The organism is Stenotrophomonas sp. STEN087 (assembly GCF_056759115.1).
This window is the reverse complement of sequence record NZ_JBRRCR010000074.1, coordinates 1-21,509: the sequence shown is the minus strand read 5'-3', so window position 1 is coordinate 21,509 and position 21,509 is coordinate 1. Positions and strand designations below refer to the sequence as shown.

20 protein-coding genes and 2 tRNA genes are annotated in these 21,509 nt (G+C 68.3%); 12 read left to right on the top strand and 10 right to left on the bottom strand.

What is annotated here, in order from left to right:
* The first annotated feature begins 288 nt into the window (after window positions 1-288).
* From ACVOK1_RS16370 to ACVOK1_RS16345, 6 genes are all read left to right on the top strand, one after another.
* Window positions 289-2,346 carry a TonB-dependent siderophore receptor gene (locus ACVOK1_RS16370; RefSeq protein ID WP_481562676.1) on the top strand — a complete coding sequence of 686 codons (2,058 nt, stop codon included), beginning with the start codon at window positions 289-291 and terminating at the stop codon, window positions 2,344-2,346.
* A gap of 211 nt (window positions 2,347-2,557) precedes the next feature.
* On the top strand, window positions 2,558-4,738 hold the full coding sequence (gene yccS, locus ACVOK1_RS16365; protein ID WP_481562675.1) for a YccS family putative transporter: 2,181 nt from the start codon (window positions 2,558-2,560) through the stop codon (window positions 4,736-4,738).
* A gap of 123 nt (window positions 4,739-4,861) precedes the next feature.
* Window positions 4,862-5,656, top strand: coding sequence for an SDR family NAD(P)-dependent oxidoreductase (locus ACVOK1_RS16360; protein WP_481562674.1), 795 nt, complete (start codon window positions 4,862-4,864; stop codon window positions 5,654-5,656).
* A gap of 101 nt (window positions 5,657-5,757) precedes the next feature.
* Window positions 5,758-7,647, top strand: a complete 1,890-nt coding sequence (locus ACVOK1_RS16355; protein ID WP_481562673.1) for an MFS transporter — start codon at window positions 5,758-5,760, stop codon at window positions 7,645-7,647.
* A gap of 118 nt (window positions 7,648-7,765) precedes the next feature.
* On the top strand, window positions 7,766-8,134 hold the full coding sequence (locus ACVOK1_RS16350) for a CD225/dispanin family protein (RefSeq protein ID WP_108770231.1): 369 nt from the start codon (window positions 7,766-7,768) through the stop codon (window positions 8,132-8,134).
* Window positions 8,134-8,559 (top strand): DUF2752 domain-containing protein, encoded by a 426-nt coding sequence (locus ACVOK1_RS16345; protein ID WP_108770232.1) that lies wholly within the window; start codon window positions 8,134-8,136, stop codon window positions 8,557-8,559. The genes ACVOK1_RS16350 and ACVOK1_RS16345 overlap by 1 nt, the downstream gene beginning before the upstream one ends.
* A gap of 115 nt (window positions 8,560-8,674) precedes the next feature.
* Here ACVOK1_RS16345 and ampE read toward each other — a convergent pair whose 3' ends face one another.
* The 5 genes from ampE to ACVOK1_RS16320 all read right to left on the bottom strand — a co-directional run bounded on the left by ampE (window position 8,675) and on the right by ACVOK1_RS16320 (window position 12,358).
* A complete protein-coding gene (gene ampE / locus ACVOK1_RS16340) occupies window positions 8,675-9,562 on the bottom strand; it encodes a regulatory signaling modulator protein AmpE (RefSeq protein WP_108770233.1) in 888 nt (295 codons plus the stop codon).
* Window positions 9,563-9,706: 144 nt separating this feature from the next.
* Window positions 9,707-10,612, bottom strand: a complete 906-nt coding sequence (gene nudC, locus ACVOK1_RS16335) for an NAD(+) diphosphatase (RefSeq protein WP_200752383.1) — start codon at window positions 10,610-10,612, stop codon at window positions 9,707-9,709.
* Window positions 10,613-10,718: 106 nt separating this feature from the next.
* Window positions 10,719-11,111, bottom strand: a complete 393-nt coding sequence (gene erpA, locus ACVOK1_RS16330) for an iron-sulfur cluster insertion protein ErpA (RefSeq protein WP_079223859.1) — start codon at window positions 11,109-11,111, stop codon at window positions 10,719-10,721.
* 31 nt (window positions 11,112-11,142) lie between these two features.
* Entirely contained in the window at window positions 11,143-11,610 is a 468-nt protein-coding gene (locus tag ACVOK1_RS16325) for a bactofilin family protein (protein ID WP_108770235.1), read from the bottom strand.
* A 4-nt stretch (window positions 11,611-11,614) separates the two neighbouring features.
* On the bottom strand, window positions 11,615-12,358 hold the full coding sequence (locus ACVOK1_RS16320) for a DUF6776 family protein (RefSeq protein WP_200752382.1): 744 nt from the start codon (window positions 12,356-12,358) through the stop codon (window positions 11,615-11,617).
* A gap of 181 nt (window positions 12,359-12,539) precedes the next feature.
* Here ACVOK1_RS16320 and ACVOK1_RS16315 point away from each other — a divergent pair, with 181 nt between their 5' ends.
* Genes ACVOK1_RS16315 through ACVOK1_RS16305 form a run of 3 tightly spaced genes read left to right on the top strand, consistent with a single transcriptional unit; the run spans window position 12,540 to window position 17,254 of the window.
* A complete protein-coding gene (locus ACVOK1_RS16315) occupies window positions 12,540-13,157 on the top strand; it encodes a DUF4126 domain-containing protein (RefSeq protein ID WP_200752381.1) in 618 nt (205 codons plus the stop codon).
* A gap of 44 nt (window positions 13,158-13,201) precedes the next feature.
* Window positions 13,202-15,085: an EAL domain-containing protein gene (locus ACVOK1_RS16310; RefSeq protein WP_481562672.1), complete on the top strand. Its 1,884-nt coding sequence runs from the start codon at window positions 13,202-13,204 to the stop codon at window positions 15,083-15,085.
* Window positions 15,086-17,254 carry a hybrid sensor histidine kinase/response regulator gene (locus ACVOK1_RS16305; RefSeq protein ID WP_481562671.1) on the top strand — a complete coding sequence of 723 codons (2,169 nt, stop codon included), beginning with the start codon at window positions 15,086-15,088 and terminating at the stop codon, window positions 17,252-17,254.
* A gap of 100 nt (window positions 17,255-17,354) precedes the next feature.
* Here ACVOK1_RS16305 and bfr read toward each other — a convergent pair whose 3' ends face one another.
* The 3 genes from bfr to ACVOK1_RS16290 all read right to left on the bottom strand — a co-directional run bounded on the left by bfr (window position 17,355) and on the right by ACVOK1_RS16290 (window position 18,902).
* Entirely contained in the window at window positions 17,355-17,825 is a 471-nt protein-coding gene (bfr, locus tag ACVOK1_RS16300) for a bacterioferritin (RefSeq protein ID WP_108770240.1), read from the bottom strand.
* 141 nt (window positions 17,826-17,966) lie between these two features.
* Complete coding sequence (locus ACVOK1_RS16295) at window positions 17,967-18,173, bottom strand: (2Fe-2S)-binding protein (RefSeq protein ID WP_079223871.1); 207 nt, start codon at window positions 18,171-18,173, stop codon at window positions 17,967-17,969.
* A 108-nt stretch (window positions 18,174-18,281) separates the two neighbouring features.
* Window positions 18,282-18,902 (bottom strand): RNA pyrophosphohydrolase, encoded by a 621-nt coding sequence (locus tag ACVOK1_RS16290; RefSeq protein WP_481562670.1) that lies wholly within the window; start codon window positions 18,900-18,902, stop codon window positions 18,282-18,284.
* Between the two features lie 121 nt (window positions 18,903-19,023).
* On the opposite strand from ACVOK1_RS16290, the gene ACVOK1_RS16285 reads away from it, so the two are divergent.
* Both ACVOK1_RS16285 and ACVOK1_RS16280 read left to right on the top strand, forming a co-directional pair.
* Window positions 19,024-19,100 (top strand) — tRNA-Met (locus ACVOK1_RS16285).
* Between the two features lie 58 nt (window positions 19,101-19,158).
* Window positions 19,159-19,232: transfer RNA gene (locus ACVOK1_RS16280), tRNA-Gln, on the top strand.
* A 483-nt stretch (window positions 19,233-19,715) separates the two neighbouring features.
* Here ACVOK1_RS16280 and rpsI read toward each other — a convergent pair.
* Window positions 19,716-20,108: a 30S ribosomal protein S9 gene (gene rpsI / locus ACVOK1_RS16275; RefSeq protein WP_005411311.1), complete on the bottom strand. Its 393-nt coding sequence runs from the start codon at window positions 20,106-20,108 to the stop codon at window positions 19,716-19,718.
* 2 nt (window positions 20,109-20,110) lie between these two features.
* A complete protein-coding gene (gene rplM, locus ACVOK1_RS16270; protein WP_005414692.1) occupies window positions 20,111-20,539 on the bottom strand; it encodes a 50S ribosomal protein L13 in 429 nt (142 codons plus the stop codon).
* A gap of 196 nt (window positions 20,540-20,735) precedes the next feature.
* Between rplM and coq7 the strand changes: the two genes are divergently transcribed.
* On the top strand, window positions 20,736-21,380 hold the full coding sequence (gene coq7 / locus ACVOK1_RS16265; RefSeq protein ID WP_164073803.1) for a 2-polyprenyl-3-methyl-6-methoxy-1,4-benzoquinone monooxygenase: 645 nt from the start codon (window positions 20,736-20,738) through the stop codon (window positions 21,378-21,380).
* Window positions 21,381-21,509 lie beyond the last annotated feature (129 nt).

Genomic DNA, 21,509 nt, shown 5'->3' with positions numbered 1-21,509 from the left:
GGCGCGGGGGCTATTCAATGGTGTGTATGCGCGGGCTGGGGGGGTGTGGGGTGGTCCGGGCGTGGGGCGGGAACTACGGGTGCTGGTGGGTGCGGACGGTTGGTCCGCACGCCATTTGACGGGCCGTAACGAAAAGAGAACAATTCTCATCCAGCTACGGTCCTGCGCCGCCTCCCCCAGCGACGCCCCGCTGCCGCTTGCCGGCACGCCTGCGTGATCCCAGCCATCGACCCCTTCCCTTCCGCCACCGCGGACGGTCGTGTGCTGTCCGCGAAGGATCCCCCACCGATGCTGCCCACCCGTTCCCCCCGCCTGGCCGTGCTGGCCATGGCCCTGTCCGCCGCCTGTGGCGCCCACGCCGAAGCCCCGGCCGACACCCGCAGTGCCACCGACCTGGATGCGATCAAGGTCACCGCCGAACGCACCCATACCGAAGCCGGCGCCCTCGGCGACCGCGCCCTGCGCGATACCCCGTTCGCCATCACCGCCGTCGGCCGCGAGCAGATCGAGCAGCGCCAGGTCGTTTCGCTGGGCGAAGTCTTCCTGTTCGACCCGTCGGTCACCACCCAGGTCAGCGCCTACGCCAGCGGCTGGAGCTCGCCGATCCGCAACCGCGGCATCGACCTGAACTACGACAGCTACCGCGTCAACGGCCTGCAGGTCTCCTCGTGGGGTACCGAATGGCCGCTGGAAGTGATGGAGCAGGTCGACCTGCTGAAGGGCCCCGGCGGCTTCCTGTACGGCTTCGGCGCACCGGGCGGCATCGTCAACTACATCACCAAGAAGCCGACCGACGTGCCCACCTTCAGCGCCCAGCTGGGCTGGCGCGAGCAGGGCATCGTCAGCGGCGGCGTGGATGTCGGCGGCCGCTTCGGCAACGAGCAGATGTTCGGCTACCGCTTCAACGCTTACCAGGAAAAGGGCGAGACCTTCAACGGCGGTCACGTCGACCGCAAGGTCGGTGCGCTGTCGCTGGACGCACGCCTGAGCGATGCACTCACCTGGACCTTCGATGGCGTGTTCCAGTCGCGTGACCTCAGCGAGGAATCGCCGCAGTACTACTTCATCGGCCTGACCTCGCTGCCGCGCCCGATCGCCGGTGACGTCGACAACAGCGTGCCGGGCACTTACTACGACACCCGCTCCAGCCTGCTGTCGACCGCGCTGAACTGGCAGATCAACAGTGACTGGAAGGCCAGCCTGAGCTATGGCGTCACCACCTCGTGGAACGACGTCAACAAGATCTTCGCCTACATCGACGATGTGAACGGCGACTACGACGTGAACGTGTACGAGCTGGGTGGCAAGAGCGAGTGGAAGCTGGCCCAGGCACTGGTGCAGGGCAGCTTCCGCACCGGCCAGCTGCAGCACCAGCTGGTGGCCGGCGTCAGCCACCAGACCGGGCTGGGCTGGGACCGCCCCTACGAGTGGAGCAACATCGGCCGCGCCAACCTCTACCAGCGTTCGGCCATCCGCCACGACGCGGTGGGCTCGCGGGTGCTGAGCCGTGGCGATGAAACCGTGCAGCAGGCGGTCTTCGCCAGTGACACCATCGATCTCGGCGGCGGCTGGTCGGTACTGGCCGGTTGGCGCTACAACGACTTCGAGACCAAGGGCAGCTACCACACCTACCCGGTCACCCCGACCTACGCGGTGATGTACAAGCCCAGCGACGCAGTGACCCTGTACGCCAGCTACATCGAATCGCTGGAAGCCGGCAGCCGCGTCGGCAACACCTACATCAATGCCGGCGATGTGCTCGACCCGACCATCAGCAAGCAGTACGAGATCGGCGCCAAGGTCGAAGCAGCGCTCTGGAATGCGAACGTGGCGGCGTTCCGGCTGGAACGCGGCGCCAACATCGACCTGCTGACCGATGCCGGCAAGTTCCTCGTGCAGGATGGCATCACCCTGTATGAAGGCGTGGAAGCCAGCGCCGACCTGCACCTGAGCGATGCGCTGACCGTCGGCGGCGGCGTGACCTGGCTCGACCCGACCTACGACAAGCTGTCGCCGGCCAGCGCCTCGCAGGAGGGCAACCGCACCGCCGGCGCAGCCCGCTGGAGCGGCGTGCTGCACGCCAACTACCAGCTGCCGTGGGTGGACGGGCTGGAAGCCTATGCCGCCGTGCGCTACTACGGCGATGTCTGGTACGACGCCGACAACACCCTGAAGCTGCCCGACTACACCCTGGTCAACGCCGGCGTCGGCTACCACCTGGTCGCCTCGGGCCATCCGGTCATCCTGCGCGCCAGCGTGGAGAACCTGGGCAACCGCAAGTACTGGTCGAACGCAGGCGTCGGCCTGCCGCGCACCTTCGCGGTGAGCGTGCGCTGGGAGATGTAACCCGGCGCTACCCAACCCGGTGGATGCGGACCACCTCGGTGGGTGCGGACCGTTGGTCCGCACATCGGCTGCTGAAGATGGGTGGGTGCGGACCGTTGGTCCGCACAGCGGCTGCTGAAGATGGGTGGGTGCGGACCGTTGGTCCGCACATCGCCCCCCCATTTCACGCCCACACCGCAATAATGGGGGGCATCCCGCCCCCCGAGCCTGCATGTCCACCCGCGAATCCCGCTTCAGCCGCCTGTGGGCCCACGAAAAGGCCAGCTATGGACTGCGCGTCTTCATCGCCCTGACCACCGCGCTGGGCGTGTGCTGGCACCTGGACGCGCTGCCGGCGCTGCCCGGCGTGTTCCTCGGCATCATCGCCAGCGCCATCGCCGAGACCGATGACAACTGGTGGGGCCGGACCAAGGCCGTGCTGCTGTCGCTGCTGTGCTTCTGCATCGCGGCCGCCTCGGTCATATGGCTGTTCCCGCTGCCGTGGGTGTTCATCGGCGCATTGGCGCTGTCCACGTTCTGCCTGACCCTGCTGGGTGCGCTGGGCGAACGCTACGCATCCATCGCCCAGGCCACGGTGACCCTGGCCATCTACACCATGATCGGCCTGGAGCAGCACGGCGGCGCCGGCGACCTGACCCGCGCCGTGGAAGCGGCCAGCCACCTGCTGATCGGCGCGGTCTGGTACGGCCTGCTGTCGATCCTGTGGACCGCGCTGTTCGCCAACCGCCCGGTGCGCGAGCGCGTAGCCCGCCTGTACGTGGAACTGGGCCGCTACCTGCAGCTGAAGGCCACCCTGTTCGAGCCGGTGCGCGAAGCCGACCTGCAGCGCCGCCAGCTGGACCTGGCCGAACAGAACCGCCGCGTGGTCGGGGCACTGAACGAAGCCAAGGCCGCGATCCTCGCCCGCTTCGGCCGCTCCGGCCGGCCGGGCGTCAATTCCGGCCTGTACCTGCGCCTGTACTACATGGCGCAGGATTTCCACGAACGCGCCAGCTCCTCGCACTATCCCTATGGCGCGCTGGTCGATGCGTTCTTCCACAGCGACGTGCTGTACCGCTGCCAGCGCCTGCTCGACCTGCAGGGCCAGGCCTGCGCGCGCCTGGGCGAGGCGATCCGCCTGCGCCGGCCATTCGTGTACGGTGAAAGCAACCAGCAGGCCGGCCGTGACCTGGCCGATGCGCTGGCCTACCTGCGTGCCCAGCAGCGCCCGCAGTGGCAGCGCCTGCTCGGTTCGCTCGACCTGTTGGTGCACAACCTGCGCAGCATCGAGCGCCGCCTGCTCGATGCCGAGCGTTCCGAGGCCAGCCTGGACAACGTCGATACGCGCCTGCGCGACAGCAACCCGCATACCCTGCGCGAGATGGGCGTGCGCATCCGCCAGCAGCTCACGCCGGGCTCGGTGCTGTTCCGCCACGGCCTGCGCATGGCGGTGGCGCTGGTCGCCGGCTTCCTCGCCATCCGCCTGTTCGACGCACAGCACGGCTCGTGGGTGCTGCTGACCATCGTCTTCGTGTGCCGGCCCAACTTCGGCGCCACCCGCCAGCGCCTGGCCCAGCGCGTGGTCGGCACCCTCGCCGGCCTGGTGCTGACCTGGGCGCTGCTGCAGCTGTTCCCGCAGCTGCACGTGCAGCTGCTGATCGCCCTGCTGTCGGCGCTGCTGTTCTTCTACAACCGCACCGACCGCTACCTGGTGGCCTCGGCGGCGATCACGGTGATGGCGCTGACCTGCTTCAACCTGATCGGCGATGGCTTCGTGCTGATCGTGCCGCGCATGGTCGACACGGTGCTGGGCTGTGCCATCGCCGCGGCGGCCGCGTTCCTGATCCTGCCCGACTGGCAGGGCCGGCAGCTGCACCTGGTGCTGGCCCGCGTGCTGGACACCGCCTCGCGCTACCTCGATTCGGTGCTGGGCCAGTACCGCAGCGGCATGCGCGACGACCTCGCCTACCGAATCGCCCGCCGCGACATGCACAACGCCGACGCAGCGCTGTCCACGGCGCTGTCGAACATGCTGCGCGAGCCCGGCCACGTGCGCCGCAACCTCGATGCCGGCTTCCACTTCCTGGCCCTGTCCAACACGTTGCTCGGCCATCTGTCGGCGCTGGGCGCGCACCGCGACCAGGTGGACAGCTACGCGGGCGACCCGCTGGCCCTGGCCGCCGGTGAACGCGTGCGCAAGGCCCTGCAGCAGCTGGCCACCGCCCTGACTGCGCGGCAGCCGGTGAGCGAGGAGGACAACGATGCCGACCGCGCGGTGGCCGCCGAGCTGGAACAGATTGAAGAAGCGATGCCGCCGAAGCTGCAGCTGATCCGCACGCAGATGGCGCTGGTGCTGCGGCTGCTGCCGAAGGTGCGTGCGGCGGCGAACCAGGCGGTGGCGACGTTGACCTGAGGAGCCGTGCGGACCAACGGTCCGCACCTACCAATGCCGCACCATTGTGTTGCAGCTGGCGCTGCATCCCGATCACAGCGCCGGGTTGATACTGGTTCATCCCTCCGTTGCTGGATGTTCCCCATGAAGATCGAACTGGGCGGCCGCACTGCGCTGGTCACCGCTTCCACCGCCGGCATCGGCCTGGCCATCGCCGAGGGCCTGGCCACCGCCGGTGCCACGGTGGTCATCAACGGCCGCAGCGTCGACAGCACCGAGCGCGCACGCCAGCGCCTGCTGGCCACCGTGCCCGGCGCCGAGGTGATCGGCGTGGCCGCCGACCTCTCCGATGCGGCCGGCGTGGAGACCCTGCTGGCCGGCCTGCCGAAGATCGACATCCTGGTCAACAACGCCGGCATCTTCGGCCCGCAGGATTTCTTCGACACCGACGACGCCACCTGGGAACGCTACTGGCAGACCAACGTGATGTCCGGCGTGCGCCTGGCCCGCGCCCTGCTGCCGGCCATGGTCGATGCCGGTTGGGGCCGGGTGCTGTTCATTTCCTCCGAATCGGCGCGCAACATTCCGGCCGACATGATCCATTACGGGGTCAGCAAGACCGCCCAGCTGTCGCTGTCGCGCGGCCTGGCCAAGCGCGTGGCCGGCAGCGGCGTCACCGTCAATGCGGTGCTGCCCGGCCCAACCCTGTCCGACGGCTTCGCGGCAATGTTCGAGGAAGAACGCGCACGCAGCGGCAAGCCGCTGGAGCAGATCGGCCGTGAATTCGTCATGGCCCACCGCCCCGCCTCGGTGATCCAGCGCGCGGCCACCGTCGAGGAAGTGGCCAACATGGTGGTCTACCTGGCGTCGGCGCAGGCCTCGGCCACGTCCGGCGCCGCCCTGCGCGTGGATGGTGGCGTGGTCGACGATATCGTGTGAGCGTTGGTGGGGTGGCTGAGGTGTGCGGACCAACGGTCCGCACCTACCGCATCCCTGCCTGACAGGCAGGGATGCTAGGCTGCGCCGGTCAAGGAGGTTCCATGTCCGGTCATAACCAGTTTGCCCTGCTGCGCCAGCGCCGCTTCCTGCCGTTCTTCATCGTGCAGGCGCTGGGCGCCTTCAACGACAACGTGTACCGGCAAGCCATCATCGGCCTGTTGTTCTACCTGGGCGTATCGGACGAGCAGCGCTCGCTGTACACCACGCTGGCACCGGCCATCTTCATCCTGCCCTACTTCCTGTTCTCCGCCCTGGCCGGGCAGATCGCCGACAAACTTGAAAAATCGCGGCTGATCGTGATCACCACCACCATGGAGATCGTGATCATGTCGCTGGCGGCCATCGGCTTCATCACCGAGAACCTGCCCTTCCTGCTGGTGGCGCTGTTCTGCACCGGCATGCAGTCGACCCTGTTCGGGCCGGTCAAATATTCGGTGCTGCCCTCGGTGCTGAAGCCGGAGGAACTGACCGGCGGCAACGGCCTGGTCGAAATGGGCACCTCGATCTCGATCCTGTCCGGCATGATCATCGGCGGCTCGGTGTTCCTGCTGGCCGGCAGCCACGGCCCGGTCGTGGCGGCAACGGCGGTCATCGCGCTGGCGATCTGCGGCAACCTCGCCGCACGGATGATCCCGCGCGTCGATGCCGGCGATCCGGACCTGAAGATCAACTGGAACCCGCTGCCCGAGTCGCTGGTGGTGCTGCGCATGGCGCGGCAGCAGAAGGCGGTGCGCAACGCCATCCTCGGCGTGTCCTGGTTCTGGTTCGTCGGCACCGTGCTGACCTCGCAGCTGCCCAACTACGCATTGGTCAACCTCGGCGGCGAGCCCAAGCTGTACCTGTTCGCGCTGGCGCTGTTCTCGGTCGGCACCGGCGTCGGCTCGCTGCTGTGCGAGAAGCTGTCGGCGCGCACGGTGGAAATCGGCCTGGTGCCGCTGGGCGCCTTCGGCATGACCGCCTTCCTGCTGGACCTGTACTTCGCCCGCACCGGCGAGGCGACCGTGCAGAACCTGGGCGTGCTGGCCTTCCTGCAGCAGCCGGGCAGCGTGCGCATCGTCATCGACCTGATCGGTATCGGCCTGTTCACCGGCGTGTTCGTGGTGCCGCTGTTCGCGCTGATCCAGAGCCGCACGCCGAAGGCACAGATGTCGCGCGTGTTCGCTGCGCTGAACATCCAGAACTCCGGCTTCATCGTCGCTGCTGCACTGCTGTCGCTGGCCGCGCACCAGCTGCTGCACTGGTCCATTCCGCAGCAGTTCCTGGCCCTGGCCATCGCCAATGCCATCGTGGCGATCTACATCTTCACCATCGTCCCCGAATTCCTGATGCGCTTCCTCAGCTGGGTGATGGTGCGCACGCTGTACCGGCTGCGCCCGCACGGCATCGAAGCCAACGTGCCCGACGAAGGCGCCGCGCTGCTGGTCTGCAACCATGTCAGCTACATGGACGCACTGATCCTGTCGGCGACGATCCCGCGCCCGGTGCGCTTCGTCATGTACTACAGGATCTTCAACATCCCGGTACTGAGCTGGATCTTCCGCACTGCCAAGGCCATTCCCATTGCCGGTGCACGCGAAGATCCGGCGCTGATGCAGCGCGCGTTCGACGAGATCGATGCAGCGCTGGCCGAAGGCGAACTGGTCTGCATCTTCCCGGAAGGTGCGCTGACCAAGGACGGCACGATGGCGCCGTTCAAGTCCGGCGTGGAGAAGATCCTGGAACGGCGTCCGGTGCCGGTGGTGCCGATGGCGCTGCGTGGCATGTGGTCGAGCATGTGGAGCCGGCGCGACACGCGCCTGGGCCGCATGCGCGTGCCGCGACGTTTCCGCGCCACGGTGCAGGTGGTGGCCGCCGCGCCCGTGGATGGCCACAGCACCGATGCGCCGATGCTGGAAACGCAGGTCCGCGCCCTGCGCGGCGACCACGCGTGAGCCGCCATCCGGGCCCGTATTGCCGGGCCCGGCCAACGGTTTCGGCACCGGCCCGCGATGGACGACCGGTGTCAGGTAGTGCCAAGATTGCGCGCCCACCCTCTTCAAGGAAAGATCCATGAGCACTCCGCAGCCGCCCATCGCGCCGCAGACGCCGGCAGCCCCGATCCCCACCTACATGACGCCGTCGATCATCCTGACGGTCGCATCGTTCATCGTCTGCTGCCTGTCGTGCGTCAGCATCGTGGGCATCGGCACCGGCATCGTGGCCATCGTCTTCGGCAGCAAGACCAGCAAGGCACTGGCGGCAGGTGACATCACCGCTGCACAGGCCGCTTCGCGCAACGCCAAGATCTGGATGTGGGTGACCGCCGGCCTGCTCGCCCTGGGCTTCCTGGTCTGGATCATCTCGCTGGCGACGATGGGTGTCGGCGGCTACATGGAACAGATGCAGCAGTTCCAGCGCCAGCTGGAAAGCAGCCGCTGATGCATCGCCTCCAGCTCCCGCGCTGGAGCTGGCTCGCACTTCCGCCGGCGGTCGCACTCGCCGGCGGAGGCGCGTGGTTGCTGTACCGGATTGACCCCAGCGGCGTCGACAGCCCGTTCCCCGCCTGCGCCTTCCGTGCCGTCACCGGCTTCTACTGCGTCGGCTGCGGCGGCACCCGCTGCGCGCATGCACTGCTGCATGGCGACCTGGCCACGGCGTGGTCGATGAACCCGCTGCTGGTGATGCTGGTGGCCCTGCTGCCGCTGGCCATGGCCTGGTGGATGGGCTATCGCCCGCGCTGGCTGCAGCCGCTGATGCAGCTGCTGGGCAGACCCACGTTCTGGTTGATCCTGCTGCCCGCGTTCTGGATCGCGCGCAATCTTCCCTGGCCACCGTTCACATCGCTGGCGCCGTTGGCGGGATAGCGGGGGGCGGACGAAGGGGTCGGATCCCTTTGCCCAGCAAAGGGCTCTGACCCCATCCACGCAGAAGGCATCCACGCATGGCGTGGATCTACGGAGACCTACGCATGGCGTGGATCTACGTCACCCAGCCAGCAATCACCAGCAGCGCCAGCACTGCCAGCCACAGCAGCAGCATCCGCCACACCAGACTCATCGCATCGCGCAGGTCCGGCAGCCGTTGCCACACCGGTAACAGGCCCGCATCGGTGTAGTCATGTGCTTCTTCGCGCAGCTCGGCATTCACGCTGGCCCGCGCCACCGCACCGAGGAAGCCGATGTCACCGGCCAGGCGCTCGCCATGGGCCTGACGCCATGCCTTCCACGCCGTGTCGAAGTTGCCGACCAGCGCCATCGAGAATGCCATCAGCTGGGCCACCGGCCATTCGATCCAGGCCAGCAGGCGCTGCGCCAGCGCCAGCGGCTCCACCGGTACCCGCGCGCGCATCGGGCTCTCGGCCGTCAGCGCCAGCAGGCGATAGCCCAGGGCACCGACCGGGCCCAGCAGCAGGAACCAGAACAGCACCGCGAACCAGCGCCGCAGTGCGTTGAGAACGGTCGCCTCGACCAGCGAGGGCACGTCCTCGCGCAGGCTGCCACCGGCGGCCTGCAGGTGCCGCACCGCCGCCTGCCGGCTCGCCGCGTCGTCGGCGTCGATGATCGCTTCGATATCGCGGTCCAGATCGCGCGGGCCCCAGCACCAGGCCAGCACCGCCACGCCCAGCAGCAGGCCGGGCAGGCCGAACAGCACCCCGCGCAGCAGCCAGGCCAGCAGGGCCATCAGCAACAGCGGCGGCACGATCGCCAGCGCCACGCCGGCCGCTCCCTGCCATGCCCGTCCGCCATGCCCGTCCAACCAGCCCAGCCAGCGCCGGAAGCCGTCGAAACGGCGCAGCGAGGCGGCAGCGGCCGGGGCAACGTGGCCCAGGGCCAGCGCCACCAACACGGCGACCAGGGTGGTGAACATGGCAGGTCTCCCTACGAACAAGCGTTCTGCGCCGCTACCTTACCTGTCGCAGCGGCGCGTTCAGCGGTGAACCGGACTGTAACCCGACGCGTGTTCAGGTGGCGGCAATGCTGCCGCCCGCGCACGCCGGCACAGCCGCAGGGATCAGCCCTGCTGCTGCCGGTACCAGTGTTCGATCAGGCCGCGCGAGATCGAGATCGGCGGCGACAGGCGGATGCCCTCCCCATCGTCCTCGACATCACGCGCCAGCGCCGCCCCCACCTCTTCGGCGGTGAACCAGCGAGCGTCTTCCAGCTCGCCATCGACGGTCGGCACGTCGTCCTGTGCCTGCGCGCGGAAGCCCACCATCAGCGCGCCGGGGAACGGCCACGGCTGCGAGCCCAGGTACTGGCAGGACGTCACCCGCACCTTGCTCTCCTCATGCACCTCGCGCGCGACGGTCTGCTCGAAGGTCTCGCCGGGTTCGACGAAGCCGGCCAACACCGAATAGCGGCGCGGCGCCCAGTTGGACTGGCGGCCCAGCAGCAGGCGGCCCTGGTTTTCCACGGCCACGATCACCGCCGGGTCGACGCGCGGGTAATGCTCGGTGGCGCACTGCGCGCAGCGGCCGACGAAGCCGCCGCGGGCGAAGGCCACCGCACCACCGCACACGCCGCAGAAGCGCGTGCGCGAATGCCAGTAGGACATGCCGCGGGCATAGCTGAAGGCGGTGGCATCGGCCACGCTCCACAGCAGCGCGGCCTGGCGCAGGTCGAGTCGGCGCGGTGCGCTCTGGGTGACGTTGGCAGCTTCGACGGAGAACCAGGCCTGGCCCGCGCGCAGGCCGAGGAAGATGGCCGAACCGGGGCCACCGCCGATGTCGGCGCCGGTCAGCGCGACCGGCTGGTCGTCCTCGCCGGTGAAGGCGGTGCCGTCCTGGTCCAGGACAAGAATGCGCGCATCCGGCCACAGGCGTGCCAGGGCATCGGCATCATCGCGCAGGGCATCGGCGCGCTCGAGCGGCTCCGCCACGAAGGCGAAACCGGAAAGCGGCGAAGGAGTATTGGGCATCCGACAAGCCTGCCGCCAATTGCCGCAGGTGGCAAGGTCGGGGATGTGCGCAATCAGTCGGCGTTGCGCACAACGGTGGCGCAGGGCATCGGCCCCGCGCCCGGCATTACATGCTGAAGCTGCTGCCGCAGCCGCAGGTGGTCTTCGCGTTCGGGTTGCGGATCACGAACTGCGCACCGGTCAGGCTCTCGGTGTAATCCACCTCGGCGCCCATCAGGTACTGCAGGCTGAGTGGGTCGACCAGCAGGGTGACCCCGCTGGTCTGCACCGCCAGGTCGTCCTCGGCGCGGTTCTCGTCGAACTCGAACCCGTACTGGAACCCGGAACAGCCACCGCCCTCGATGTAAACGCGCAAAGACAGGTCGGGGTTGCCCTCGTCCTGGATCAGTTCCTTCACCTTGGCCGCGGCCGATTCGGTGAAGTTCAGCGGCCGCTCCAGCGACTGGTAGTCGGGAGCGGCGGCCGGCGTGGCGCCGGGCAGGGAAACTAGCGTGCTCATGGCCTCAGCATGGGGGTGCCGGGGATGGCTTTCAAGCCATCGCCTCGGCCAGCTTGCGGCGCGCGGCGGTGCCGCCCTTGCCTTCGGCCGCCTCGCCCTCGCCTTCCGGCGCCGGCAGGGCCGCAACCGGGCTGCTGGCGTGGATCAGGCGGCCATTCAGCTGGGCGCCGGCGTTCATTTCCACCACCTGGTAGTGGACGTTGCCGTTCACCCGCGCGCTCGGGGTCAGTTCCACCTTTTCGGTGGCGTGCACGTCACCGTCCAGGCGGCCACTGATGACCACCACCTGGGCGCGGATCTCGCCCTCGATGACGCCATGCTCGGCCAGGGTCAGGGTCGCGCCGCTGGCGCCTTCCTGGGCGATCACCTTGCCATGGATGCGGCCTTCCACATACAGGCCACCACTGAATTCCACATCACCGCGGATCACCACCTGGTTGCCGATCAGGGCATCCACCACCAACTGGCCATCACGGCTGGATTTGCTGTTTCCGAACATCTGCCTACTCCCCTTTGCTGGCCGGTGCGCCGGCCTGTTTCCAGTCGAATACCTGCGTGGTGCCCCCTGCACCACTCCCCAGTGTCACCCTCACCCGTTGCGGGGTGAAGTCCGTCGGCAGCATCACACTGCCGGTGAGCTGCTGGAAGTACCGGAAGGAGTAATCCTGTCCCGGCACCTTGCTGCGCTGGTGCAGCTCATCCCAGCTGATCGTGGCCAGCTTCCCGTTCTTCACGCCTTCCACGGTGAAGCGCATCTGCCCCTGGCTGATGGCCCCGCGGTTGAGGTTCTGGGTCAGCACCACGGCGTACTGCCAGGTGCCGGCCGATTCGGCGCTGAACTCGATCGAATGGGTGTTCAGGCCCTTGCGCTGGCTGGTCGAGCCGACCAGGCGCTCGTAGAAGGCCACGTCGGCGCGCAGGCCGGCGATCTCTTCATCGCGCTCGGCCAGCGAGGACTGCACCTCGGTGTTGGCGGCGCGGCTGATGCGGTCGGAGGCCTCCAGCGTGGCCTGCTTCTGGCGCAGCTCGGTCAGCTGCGACTGCACCGTGTCGGCGCGCTTCTCGGCGGCCTGCAGGCGCTGCCCCTGGGCATCGCGCGGCGCGCCCAGCCAGCAGCCGCCCAGCACCGCCAGCACCAGGCTGAGCAGCCAGATGCCACCGATGACCAGCAGGCGGCGGCGGTCGAGCGGCTGCGGCTTGGAACCGGGCAGTCGGACCTGTACGCGCATGGGTGGGCGGTTGTTCATGGGTAGTCTCCGTGGACTCGCAATGGCGACACCAGCACGGCCCCTGTAGCAAACGACGGGCTAGTGTATGACAGGAACGGGGGCTTTCCCCGGTGCCGGCCGCCAGGGGGCGGTGGTGTTCAGCCACGTCATCGTCGATAGTGTGGCACCCCGCACAGTTCCGTCGCCGGAGCCCCCCGCCATGACCGAAGCCCACCTGTTCGTGATCGGCATCCTGCTGGCCTGGCTGGCCGGCATCCGCGTCTACCTCACCGTGTTCGGCGTCGGCCTGGCCGGCCTGCTCGGCTGGGTCGACCTGCCCCCGGCCCTGCAGGCCACCGAATCGTGGTGGGTGCTGGGCACTTCGGCCGCGCTGGCCATTGCCGAATTCTTCGCCGACAAGATCCCCGGCGTCGATTCCATCTGGGATCTCATCCATACCCTGGCGCGGGTACCGGCCGGCGCCTTCCTGGCCGCCGCCACGCTCTCGCCCGATGGCCAGCTGGGCACCGGCACCCTGCTGGCCGGCGCCGGCGTCGCCCTGGCCAGCCACGGCCTCAAGGCAGGCACCCGCGCCCTGCTCAACACCTCGCCGGAACCGGCCAGCAACTGGGTCGCCTCGGTCGCCGAGGACACCGTGGTGGTCGGCGGCCTGGCGCTGGCACTGGCCCATCCCTGGATCGCCCTGGTCGTGGTGCTGGCCTGCAGCCTGGCCGGCGCCCTGCTGGTGTGGATGGTCTGGCGCACGTTGTGGAAGGGCGTGCGATGGCTTGCACGAGCTGGCGGTACGGCCGCATCAGGCCAGCCGCGCACCGGTTGAATGTCGGGCTTGGCGCATAATGGCGGCGAACACCAGGAGCTTTGATGTCCGCAAATGAATCCCCCGCGGGCGCACGCCCCGGACGCGCTGAAACCCCACCGGCCGATCATTGGCAGCGCTGGGCAAACACCTCGCCCGCCGCTGCGCCCACGCTTGTCGCGGTCTCCTCCGCACCGGCCGATGCGGGCGGCAGCCTGGGCACGCCGCCGCCGCTGCCTTCCGCGCAGCCCTCCGCGCTGATCGACGCAGGCAACGGCAACGATGCACCCGCCGCCTCGGACTCGCCGTACCGCGTGCTGATCGTCGAAGACGACCGTGCCCAGGCCCTGTTCGCGCAGAGCGTGCTGCACGGTGCCGGCATGCAGGCCGAGGTGCTGTCCGATGCCGATGGCGTGCAGCAGGCCATGCGCGAACTGCGCCCCGACCTGATCCTGATGGACCTGCATCTGCCGGGCCTGGATGGCATGCGCCTGACCGCGATGATCCGCCAGCAGCCGGGCATGCAGCTGCTGCCGATCGTCTTCCTCAGCGGCGACCCGGACCCGGAGCGCCAGTTCGAAGTGCTCGACAGCGGCGCCGATGATTACCTGAGCAAGCCGATCCGCCCGCGCCACCTGATCGCGGCCGTGGCCAACCGCATCCGCCGCGCCCGCGCGCAGGCCGCCACCCTGCCCGGCGCCAGCGGCGCACCGGCCACCAGCAACCCGGAAACCGGCCTGCCGACCCGCCACCACGTGCTGCAGCAGCTCAGCACGGCGCTGGAGCAGCGCGACCGCGGCGGCGTGTTCTTCGTGGAGATTTCCAGCGCGCTGGGCCTGCGCGAGCGCTATGGCTATGCCGCCTTCGAGCGGCTGATGGTGCAGGCCGGCCAGCGCCTGGCCGAAGCCGGCCACCCGCACCTGCTGGCACGCCTGAACGACAACAGCTTCCTGCTGCTGGCCCGCGGCGCCGACGAGGAAAGCCTGGAGGGCATCGCCGCCGCACTGCGCGAGCAGCTGTCCGCGCGCGCCTTCGTCATCCGCGACGATGAATCGGTGCACCTGCGCGGCGTGGTCGGCTATGCGCCGCTGTCGCCGGGCTTCGACGATGCCAACAGCGCGCTGGAAACCATCGAACGCACCACCCTGCAGGCCCGCCTGCTGACCGCCGGCGTGGCCGGCCACGTGCATCGCCAGGCGGTGACCGAGCAGGAACACCTGGCCCTGCTGGAAGGCCAGCTGGAACTGGCCTACCAGCCGATCGTGGCCGTGGCAGGCGGCGATACCGCGCAGTACCAGCTGCTGCTGCGCCTGCGCCAGGCCGATGGCACCGTGCTCACCGCCGGGCAGGTCATTCCGGCCGCCGAAGCCGCGGGCCGCATCGCCGATCTGGACCAGCAGGTGCTGGAACATGCGATGGGCCTGCTCGACCTGTACCGCCACGCGACCCAGCCGCTGAACCTGTTCGTCTCGCAGTCGCTGCGCACGCTGCAGCGCGATGCGTTCGCCGACTGGCTGCTGGAATCGCTGCAGCAGCGCGACCTGCCCGGCACCGCACTGGTGATCGACGTGCGCCTGCCCGACGCGCTCATCCACACCGTGCCGCTGCAGCAGTTCTGCCAGCGCATGGCCAGTGCCGGCGTGCGTTTCTGCCTGAGCCAGTTCGAGCCGGGCAGCGAAGCCGATGCCCTGCTCACCCAGCTGCCGCTGTCGTTCGTGCGCATGGCCGCGCGCTTCTCCAGCAGCCACTCCAATCCGGGCACCCGCGAGGAACTACGGCGGGCGATCGATCGCGCGCATGCCGCAGGCCTGCAGATCATCGGCCAGCAGATCGAGGATCCGCAGGCAGCGGCGGCGATGTGGGTCGGCGGCGTGGACTACATCCAGGGCAACATGGTGCAGTCGGCGGGCAGCGACCTGAACTTCGACTTCCACAACGCGGTGCTCTGAGTGCCGCTGACGGTCGCGCTGCTGGCAGCTCTGGTGCTGGCCGCCAGCGTGGCGCTGGCACTTGGCCTGCGCCTGCGCCAACGCGGCCAGGCGCTGGCGGCCCTGCAGCGCGAACGCACCGTGCTGACCAGCGAGCGCGACCAGCTGCGCCGTACCACCGAGCGCCAGGGCCAGCTGGAACAGCAGCTGCTGCAGGCCAAGCAGGCCGCCGAGGCGGCCGCGCTGGCCAAGGGCGAGTTCCTGGCCACCATGAGCCACGAGATCCGCACGCCGCTCAACGGCATCCTGCCGATGCTCGAGCTGATCGCACGCGGGCCCCTGGGCGAGGACCAGCGGCAGATGCTGGCCACCGCATCGGTCAGCTCGCAGCAGCTGCTGCGCATCGTCGATGACATCCTCGATTACTCGCGCCTGGAAGCGCAGGCCCTGGAACTGGAGATCACCAGCTTCAACCTGCGCGAGCTGTTGGACGGCGTGGTGCAGCTGCTGCAGCGCGCTGCCGAATCGAAGGGCCTGGTGCTCGGCCTGCAGCTGGACCCGGCCGTGCGCCTGCCGGTGCGTGGCGACCCGGTGCGCCTGCGCCAGGTACTGACCAACCTGCTGGCCAATGCGATCAAGTTCACCGCGCGCGGCCAGGTGCAGCTGCGCGTGCAGCGCCTGGGCGAAGGCCCGGCCCAGCACCAGCTGCGGTTTGAAGTGGTCGACACCGGCATCGGCATCGACGCCACCCTGCAGTCACGGCTGTTCCAGTCCTTCAGCCAGGCCGATGCATCGACCACCCGCCTGTACGGCGGCACCGGCTTGGGCCTGGCCATCTGCAAGCGCATCATCGACCTGATGCACGGCCAGATCGGCGTGCAGTCCAGGCCCGGCCAGGGCGCCACGTTCTGGTTCGAGATTCCGCTGCTGAAGATCCCCGGCGACCTGCCGGCACTGGCACGCGCACCGTCGCCGCTGCTGCTGCACAGTGCCGATGTGGCGCTGCAGGCGCGCGTGGAGCGCATCGCCGCCCACCACGGGCTGCCGGTGCAGGTGCTGGCCGAGCGCGATGTCCTGCTGGAGCGCCTGCGCGCTGCCCCACGCCCGGGCCAGCCGAGCCCGGCGTGGCTGCTGGTGGATGCCCGCCAGCGCCGTGGCGGCGAGGCGACGCTGCTGCGCACGCTGGCCGAGCGCGGCGCGGACGACACGCTGCAGGTGCTGTGGCTGCAGGACGAGCCCGCCCCCGCACAGGCCCGCCAGCAGCAGCTGCCGGCCAGTTTCAACGACGCCCACCTGCATGCCGTGCTGGCCGCGCCCACCGCCAGCGTGCGACCGGCAGCCCTGCTGGCCACCGCCGAACGCGGCCAGGCACCGGCCACGCTGCCGCCGCTGGATCTGCGCGTGCTGCTGGTGGAGGACAACGCGGTCAACCGCATGGTGGCCGAACAGCTGCTGCGGGTCTTCCAGTGCGACGTGCGCAACGCCGCCGACGGCGAGCAGGCCCTGCTGGCGCTGCGCGAGGGCGGCATCGATGTGGTGCTGATGGATTGCCAGATGCCGGTACTGGATGGCTATGCCGCCACCCGCCAGTGGCGTAGCGAGGAAGCGGCACAGGGCCGCGCGCGTCTGCCGATCATCGCCATGACCGCCAATGCCATGGCCGGCGACCGCGAGCGCTGCCTGCAGGCCGGCATGGATGATTACCTGTCCAAACCGATCAACCGCGAAACCCTGCATGCGCTGCTGCAGCGCTGGGGCGAAGCGCCTGCGTCTGTAGAGCCGAGCCATGCTCGACTGGAAGCAGGCTCGACGCTTCCTCCCGCGCCCGACGCGGACACCCCGCCGCAGCCGGTGCTGGACCGCAGCGTGCTTGAAGAACTGCAGGATGTGATCGGCCCGGCCGCACTGCAGATCGTCGCCGTGTTCCTCGAGGATGCTCCGGCACTCGTGCAGGCCCTGCAGCAGGCAGCACAGGCCAACGACATCGAGCGCCTGCAGGCGCTGTCGCACACCCTCAAATCATCCAGCGCCAATGTCGGCGCACTGTCACTGTCGGCGGTGGCCCGGCGCATCGAGCACGAAGCCCGCGCGGGCAGCCTGCAGCGCCCCGCGGTGGCGGTGGCGCTGCTGGTGGCCGAGTTCGCCCGCGCACGCGTGGCGTTGACCGGCTACCTGGCCCAGGAGCGGTAGGACTGCCTTGTAGAGTCGAGCCATGCTCGACTGCTGTGCGAATGGCAGTCGAGCATGGCTCGACTCTACATGCCAACGCGCATCGCGCAGCGCCGCTGGATCAGTCTTCCAGCTTGCTCAGCAGGTACTTCGGCTCGCCGATGCGCTCGACCAGGTCCAGCTGGGTTTCCAGCCAGTCGATGTGCTCTTCCTCGGCATCGAGGATGCTGGTGAACAACGAACGGCTCACGTAGTCGCCCACCGAATCGGCATGCGCCACGGCGTTGCGCAGCACCGCCACGGCGTCCTGCTCCAGCGAGAGGTCACACTGCAGCATCTCCGGCGGGTTCTCGCCGATGCGCAGCTTGCCCAGTGCCTGGAAGTTCGGCAGGCCTTCGAGGAACAGGATGCGATCGGACAGCGCGTCGGCGCGCTTCATCGCATGGATCGATTCCTTGTACTCGTACTCGGCCAGTTCCTTGATGCCCCAGTTCTTGAACATCTTGGCGTGCAGGAAGTACTGGTTGATCGCGGTCAGCTCGTTGAAGAGGACCTTGTTGAGGAATTCGATGACCTTGGTGTCGCCCTTCATGGGAATGCTCCTGCACGCTGAAAACGCAGGCACTGTATCGCTTTGAGGGCGCGCGTGAAGGAACGCGAATCGTGCGCATTGGCCTGTGCGGCCAGCGGCGGAACGTCAGAGCCGCGGCGTCATGGCGCCGCGGGGCACGGCTCAGGCAGCCTGCAGGCCGAGAACGGGCAGCGGCAGGTCGTGAGTGGCCAGTGCCTTGGCCAGCAGATCGCCGGCCATGTCCAGGCAGGAACCGCAGGTCGCGCCGCAACCGGTACGCATGGTCAGCTCGCCCACCGTGGTGACGCCATGGCTGGCGGCCTCGCGGATCTGGTGGTCGGTGACTCCGTTGCAGATGCAGACGTACACAGGCGGGAACCGGGCTGACAGGCCAGAAGCGGCCTGATGCCCATTCCAATGGAAACGAGAATGGTTGTCAATCAGAGACCTGAACCATTCTCGCTACCGTTCATCCACTCAGCCGGAAGGCCCGTCGCCCTGCACCTTGCGTGGCCAGTAGCCCTTGCTGCGCGGGCGCTTGCGCGGGCGGTCGTGGCCTGCGGTATTGCCCGGCATCCAGGCCTCGGCCGCGGTCTTGGGCATGGCGGTCACGCCCTGCCCGGCCACGCCGCGCGCCAACGGCGCCAGGTGGCGCAAGGCACGCGCATAGACCCCACGCTTGAACATCACCACGTGCTCGACCGGGTACCAGAAGTCGACCCAGCGCCAGTTGTCGAACTCGGGCGAGTCGGTATGGTCCAGCCGCACATGCGATTCATCGCCGATGAGGCGCAGCAGGAACCAGACCTGCTTCTGGCCGATGCAGACCTGCCGCTCGTTACGGCGGATGGCCCGGGCCGGCAGCTTGTAGCGCAGCCAACCCGGTGTCGCCCCCAGCACTTCTACGTGCCCGGGCAGCAGGCCGGTCTCTTCCTGCAATTCACGATACATGGCCTCGACCGGGGTCTCGTCGGTGTTCATGCCACCCTGCGGGAACTGCCAGCCATCCCGGCGCACGCGTCGTGCCCAGAACACCTGCCCGTCCTGCCGCATCAGCACGATGCCGACGTTCGGTCGATAGCCGTCCGGATCGATCACGATGCGGACTCCTAAGAAAATCTACTGGTCGGGACTATCCCATGCCGTCTGTCGGCCCACAAGCTCGGCACAAAAGTGTTGACAGGCCCGATACACATGAGCAGAATAGCGGGCTCACCAAGGCTATGTAGCTCAGCCGGTTAGAGCACAGCACTCATAATGCTGGGGTCGGTGGTTCGAGTCCACCCATAGCCACCACACTGAAAATCAAGTTGTTTTTCAGTGTGAAAAGTGAGAAAATAGTTTCACGTTACATTGCCCCTTAGCCAAGCGGTAAGGCACCTGACTCTGACTCAGGCATCGGTGGTTCGAATCCATCAGGGGCAGCCAAATAAAAAAGCAAAAAGCCAGATCGAAAGATCTGGCTTTTTGCTTTTTTATTTGGTCGCGCATTCCACCTTATCCCCGCGCCTGTCGGCGCGCCCCCTTGAACATCAAGGGGGCTCCCCTCCAGAGAGAACCCCGGGGTCGGACATGCAAAAAGACGGGTAGTGCCGGCCGCTGGCCGGCAATGTGGAAGTGCATGTTCGCAAAACGACAAAAGCCCGCCCGAAGCCGGGCTTTTGCTTTTCCAACCAGCGGGCTCCCGAAGAAGCCCAACCCGGCGCGATGGATCAGCGTCCGGGGTCGGATCCTTTTCCGCAGGAAAAGGTTCTGACCCCACCCGCCCGACATCCGGATCCACGGGTAGTGCCGGCCGCTGGCCGGCAACCACGAAATACCCGATCCCAAAACGACAAAAGCCCGGCCGAAGCCGGGCTTTTGCTTTTCCAGCCAGCGGGCCCCCGAGGGAGCCCAACCAGGCGCGATGGATCAGCGCTTGGAGAACTGGGTGGCGCGGCGGGCCTTGTGCAGACCGACCTTCTTACGCTCGACTTCACGGGCGTCACGGGTCATGAAGCCAGCCTTGCGCAGCTCGGACTTCAGGGTCTCGTCATACTCGACCAGAGCACGGGCGATGCCCAGACGGATCGCACCGGCCTGGCCGGTGGTGCCGCCGCCAGCGGCGGTGACCAGGATGTCGAAGCTTTCGGTGTTCTTGGTCAGCTCGAGCGGCTGGCGCACGATCATGCGCGCGGTCTCACGACCGAAGAACTCGTCCAGCGGACGGCCATTGACGGTGATGTTGCCCGAACCCTTGCGCAGGAAAACGCGAGCGGTGGAGGACTTGCGGCGGCCAGTGCCGTAGTTTTGAGTGATAGCCATGATTAGATATCCAGAACCTGCGGCTGCTGTGCGGCGTGCGGATGCTCAGTGCCGGCGTAGACCTTGAGCTTGCGGTACATCTGGCGACCCAGCGGGCCCTTCGGCAGCATGCCCTTCACGGCGATCTCGATCACGCGCTCCGGGTGGCGCTCCAGCGCCTGTGCCAGGGATTCGGTCTTCAGGTTGCCGATGTAACCGGTGAAACGGTGATACATCTTGTCCTGCAGCTTCTTGCCGGTGACGGCAATCTTTTCTGCATTGATGACGACCAGGTAGTCGCCGGTATCAACGTGGGGGGTGTAGACCGGCTTGTGCTTGCCGCGCAGACGGCGGGCCAGCTCGGTGGCGAGACGGCCCAGGGTCTTGCCCTCGGCGTCGACGAGGTACCAGTCGCGCTGGACGGTCTCGTTCTTGGCAGTGAAAGTGCTCATGAAGAACTCTAGGTTAGGTCGGGCTCATTGCGGCGAAAGGCTCGCCGGAACTCTGCCACGCGTTGTGAAAAGGTGAAGCGTAAGAGGCGGGATTGTACTCACCCTGGCGGCCCGGTGCAAGCCAGACCCTGTGCCGGGTTGGCAGGGGGCCGGGGCCGGGCGAGAATCGGGGGTCCCCCGCCCCACCCATGCCGCCATGACCGTGCTCCGCCAGACCACCCCGCTGGACCACCTGCTGACCGAGGCGCAGCGCGCCCTGGACACGGTGTTCGGCAACCCGCCGGCATCGCGCCCCTACCCGGCCGCCGATACCGATGAGCCGGGCATGGACACGGCGCAGCGCCGCCACGCGGCGGGCCTGATGCGGATCAACCACGTCGGCGAGGTCTGCGCGCAGGGCCTGTACTTCGGCCAGGCCGCGGTCGCCCGCGACCCGTCCACCCGCGAGCACCTGCTGGAAGCGGCCCAGGAAGAGACCGACCACCTGGCCTGGTGCGCCACCCGGCTGGGCGAGCTGGACAGCCGCCCCAGCCTGTTCAACCCGCTCTGGTATGCCGGCAGCTACACCATCGGCACACTGGCCGGGCTGCGCGGCGACGGCTGGAACCTGGGCTTCGTGGTCGAAACCGAACGCCAGGTGGAAGCGCACCTGGACGAGCACCTGGTCGACCTGCCCGCGGGCGACCTGCGCAGCCGCGCGGTCATCCGGGTGATGAAGGAAGACGAGGCCCGCCACGCGGAGCACGCCGAACAGGCCGGCGCCCGCCGCCTGCCGTTCCCGATCCCGGGCGCGATGGCGCTGGCGTCGAAGGTGATGAAGCACATCGCCTACCGGCTGTAAGTCGCGGGTAGTGGGGCGGGGTTGGGGGGGCGGGGGGGCACGGGAGACGGGCGGGCCGCCGCGGCCGGCGGCCGAGGGGGGGTGGCCCGGCGGCGGCGCCCCCGACGCGCCCCACCGCCAGCGGACGCC

What these genes read in the sequence shown, in the direction of transcription:
- ACVOK1_RS16310 (WP_481562672.1), top strand. Translation starts at nt 13,202, where the DNA reads ATGTCCGCAAATGAATCCCCCGCGGGCGCACGCCCCGGACGCGCTGAA.
- ACVOK1_RS16355 (WP_481562673.1), top strand. Translation starts at nt 5,758, where the DNA reads ATGTCCGGTCATAACCAGTTTGCCCTGCTGCGCCAGCGCCGCTTCCTG.
- ACVOK1_RS16350 (WP_108770231.1), top strand. Translation starts at nt 7,766, where the DNA reads ATGAGCACTCCGCAGCCGCCCATCGCGCCGCAGACGCCGGCAGCCCCG.
- ACVOK1_RS16320 (WP_200752382.1), bottom strand. Translation starts at nt 12,358, where the DNA reads ATGAACAACCGCCCACCCATGCGCGTACAGGTCCGACTGCCCGGTTCC.
- rpsI (WP_005411311.1), bottom strand. Translation starts at nt 20,108, where the DNA reads ATGGCTATCACTCAAAACTACGGCACTGGCCGCCGCAAGTCCTCCACC.
- ACVOK1_RS16345 (WP_108770232.1), top strand. Translation starts at nt 8,134, where the DNA reads ATGCATCGCCTCCAGCTCCCGCGCTGGAGCTGGCTCGCACTTCCGCCG.
- yccS (WP_481562675.1), top strand. Translation starts at nt 2,558, where the DNA reads ATGTCCACCCGCGAATCCCGCTTCAGCCGCCTGTGGGCCCACGAAAAG.
- ampE (WP_108770233.1), bottom strand. Translation starts at nt 9,562, where the DNA reads ATGTTCACCACCCTGGTCGCCGTGTTGGTGGCGCTGGCCCTGGGCCAC.
- ACVOK1_RS16360 (WP_481562674.1), top strand. Translation starts at nt 4,862, where the DNA reads ATGAAGATCGAACTGGGCGGCCGCACTGCGCTGGTCACCGCTTCCACC.
- nudC (WP_200752383.1), bottom strand. Translation starts at nt 10,612, where the DNA reads ATGCCCAATACTCCTTCGCCGCTTTCCGGTTTCGCCTTCGTGGCGGAG.
- coq7 (WP_164073803.1), top strand. Translation starts at nt 20,736, where the DNA reads ATGACCGTGCTCCGCCAGACCACCCCGCTGGACCACCTGCTGACCGAG.
- ACVOK1_RS16370 (WP_481562676.1), top strand. Translation starts at nt 289, where the DNA reads ATGCTGCCCACCCGTTCCCCCCGCCTGGCCGTGCTGGCCATGGCCCTG.
- ACVOK1_RS16315 (WP_200752381.1), top strand. Translation starts at nt 12,540, where the DNA reads ATGACCGAAGCCCACCTGTTCGTGATCGGCATCCTGCTGGCCTGGCTG.
- rplM (WP_005414692.1), bottom strand. Translation starts at nt 20,539, where the DNA reads ATGAGCACTTTCACTGCCAAGAACGAGACCGTCCAGCGCGACTGGTAC.
- ACVOK1_RS16325 (WP_108770235.1), bottom strand. Translation starts at nt 11,610, where the DNA reads ATGTTCGGAAACAGCAAATCCAGCCGTGATGGCCAGTTGGTGGTGGAT.
- erpA (WP_079223859.1), bottom strand. Translation starts at nt 11,111, where the DNA reads ATGAGCACGCTAGTTTCCCTGCCCGGCGCCACGCCGGCCGCCGCTCCC.
- bfr (WP_108770240.1), bottom strand. Translation starts at nt 17,825, where the DNA reads ATGAAGGGCGACACCAAGGTCATCGAATTCCTCAACAAGGTCCTCTTC.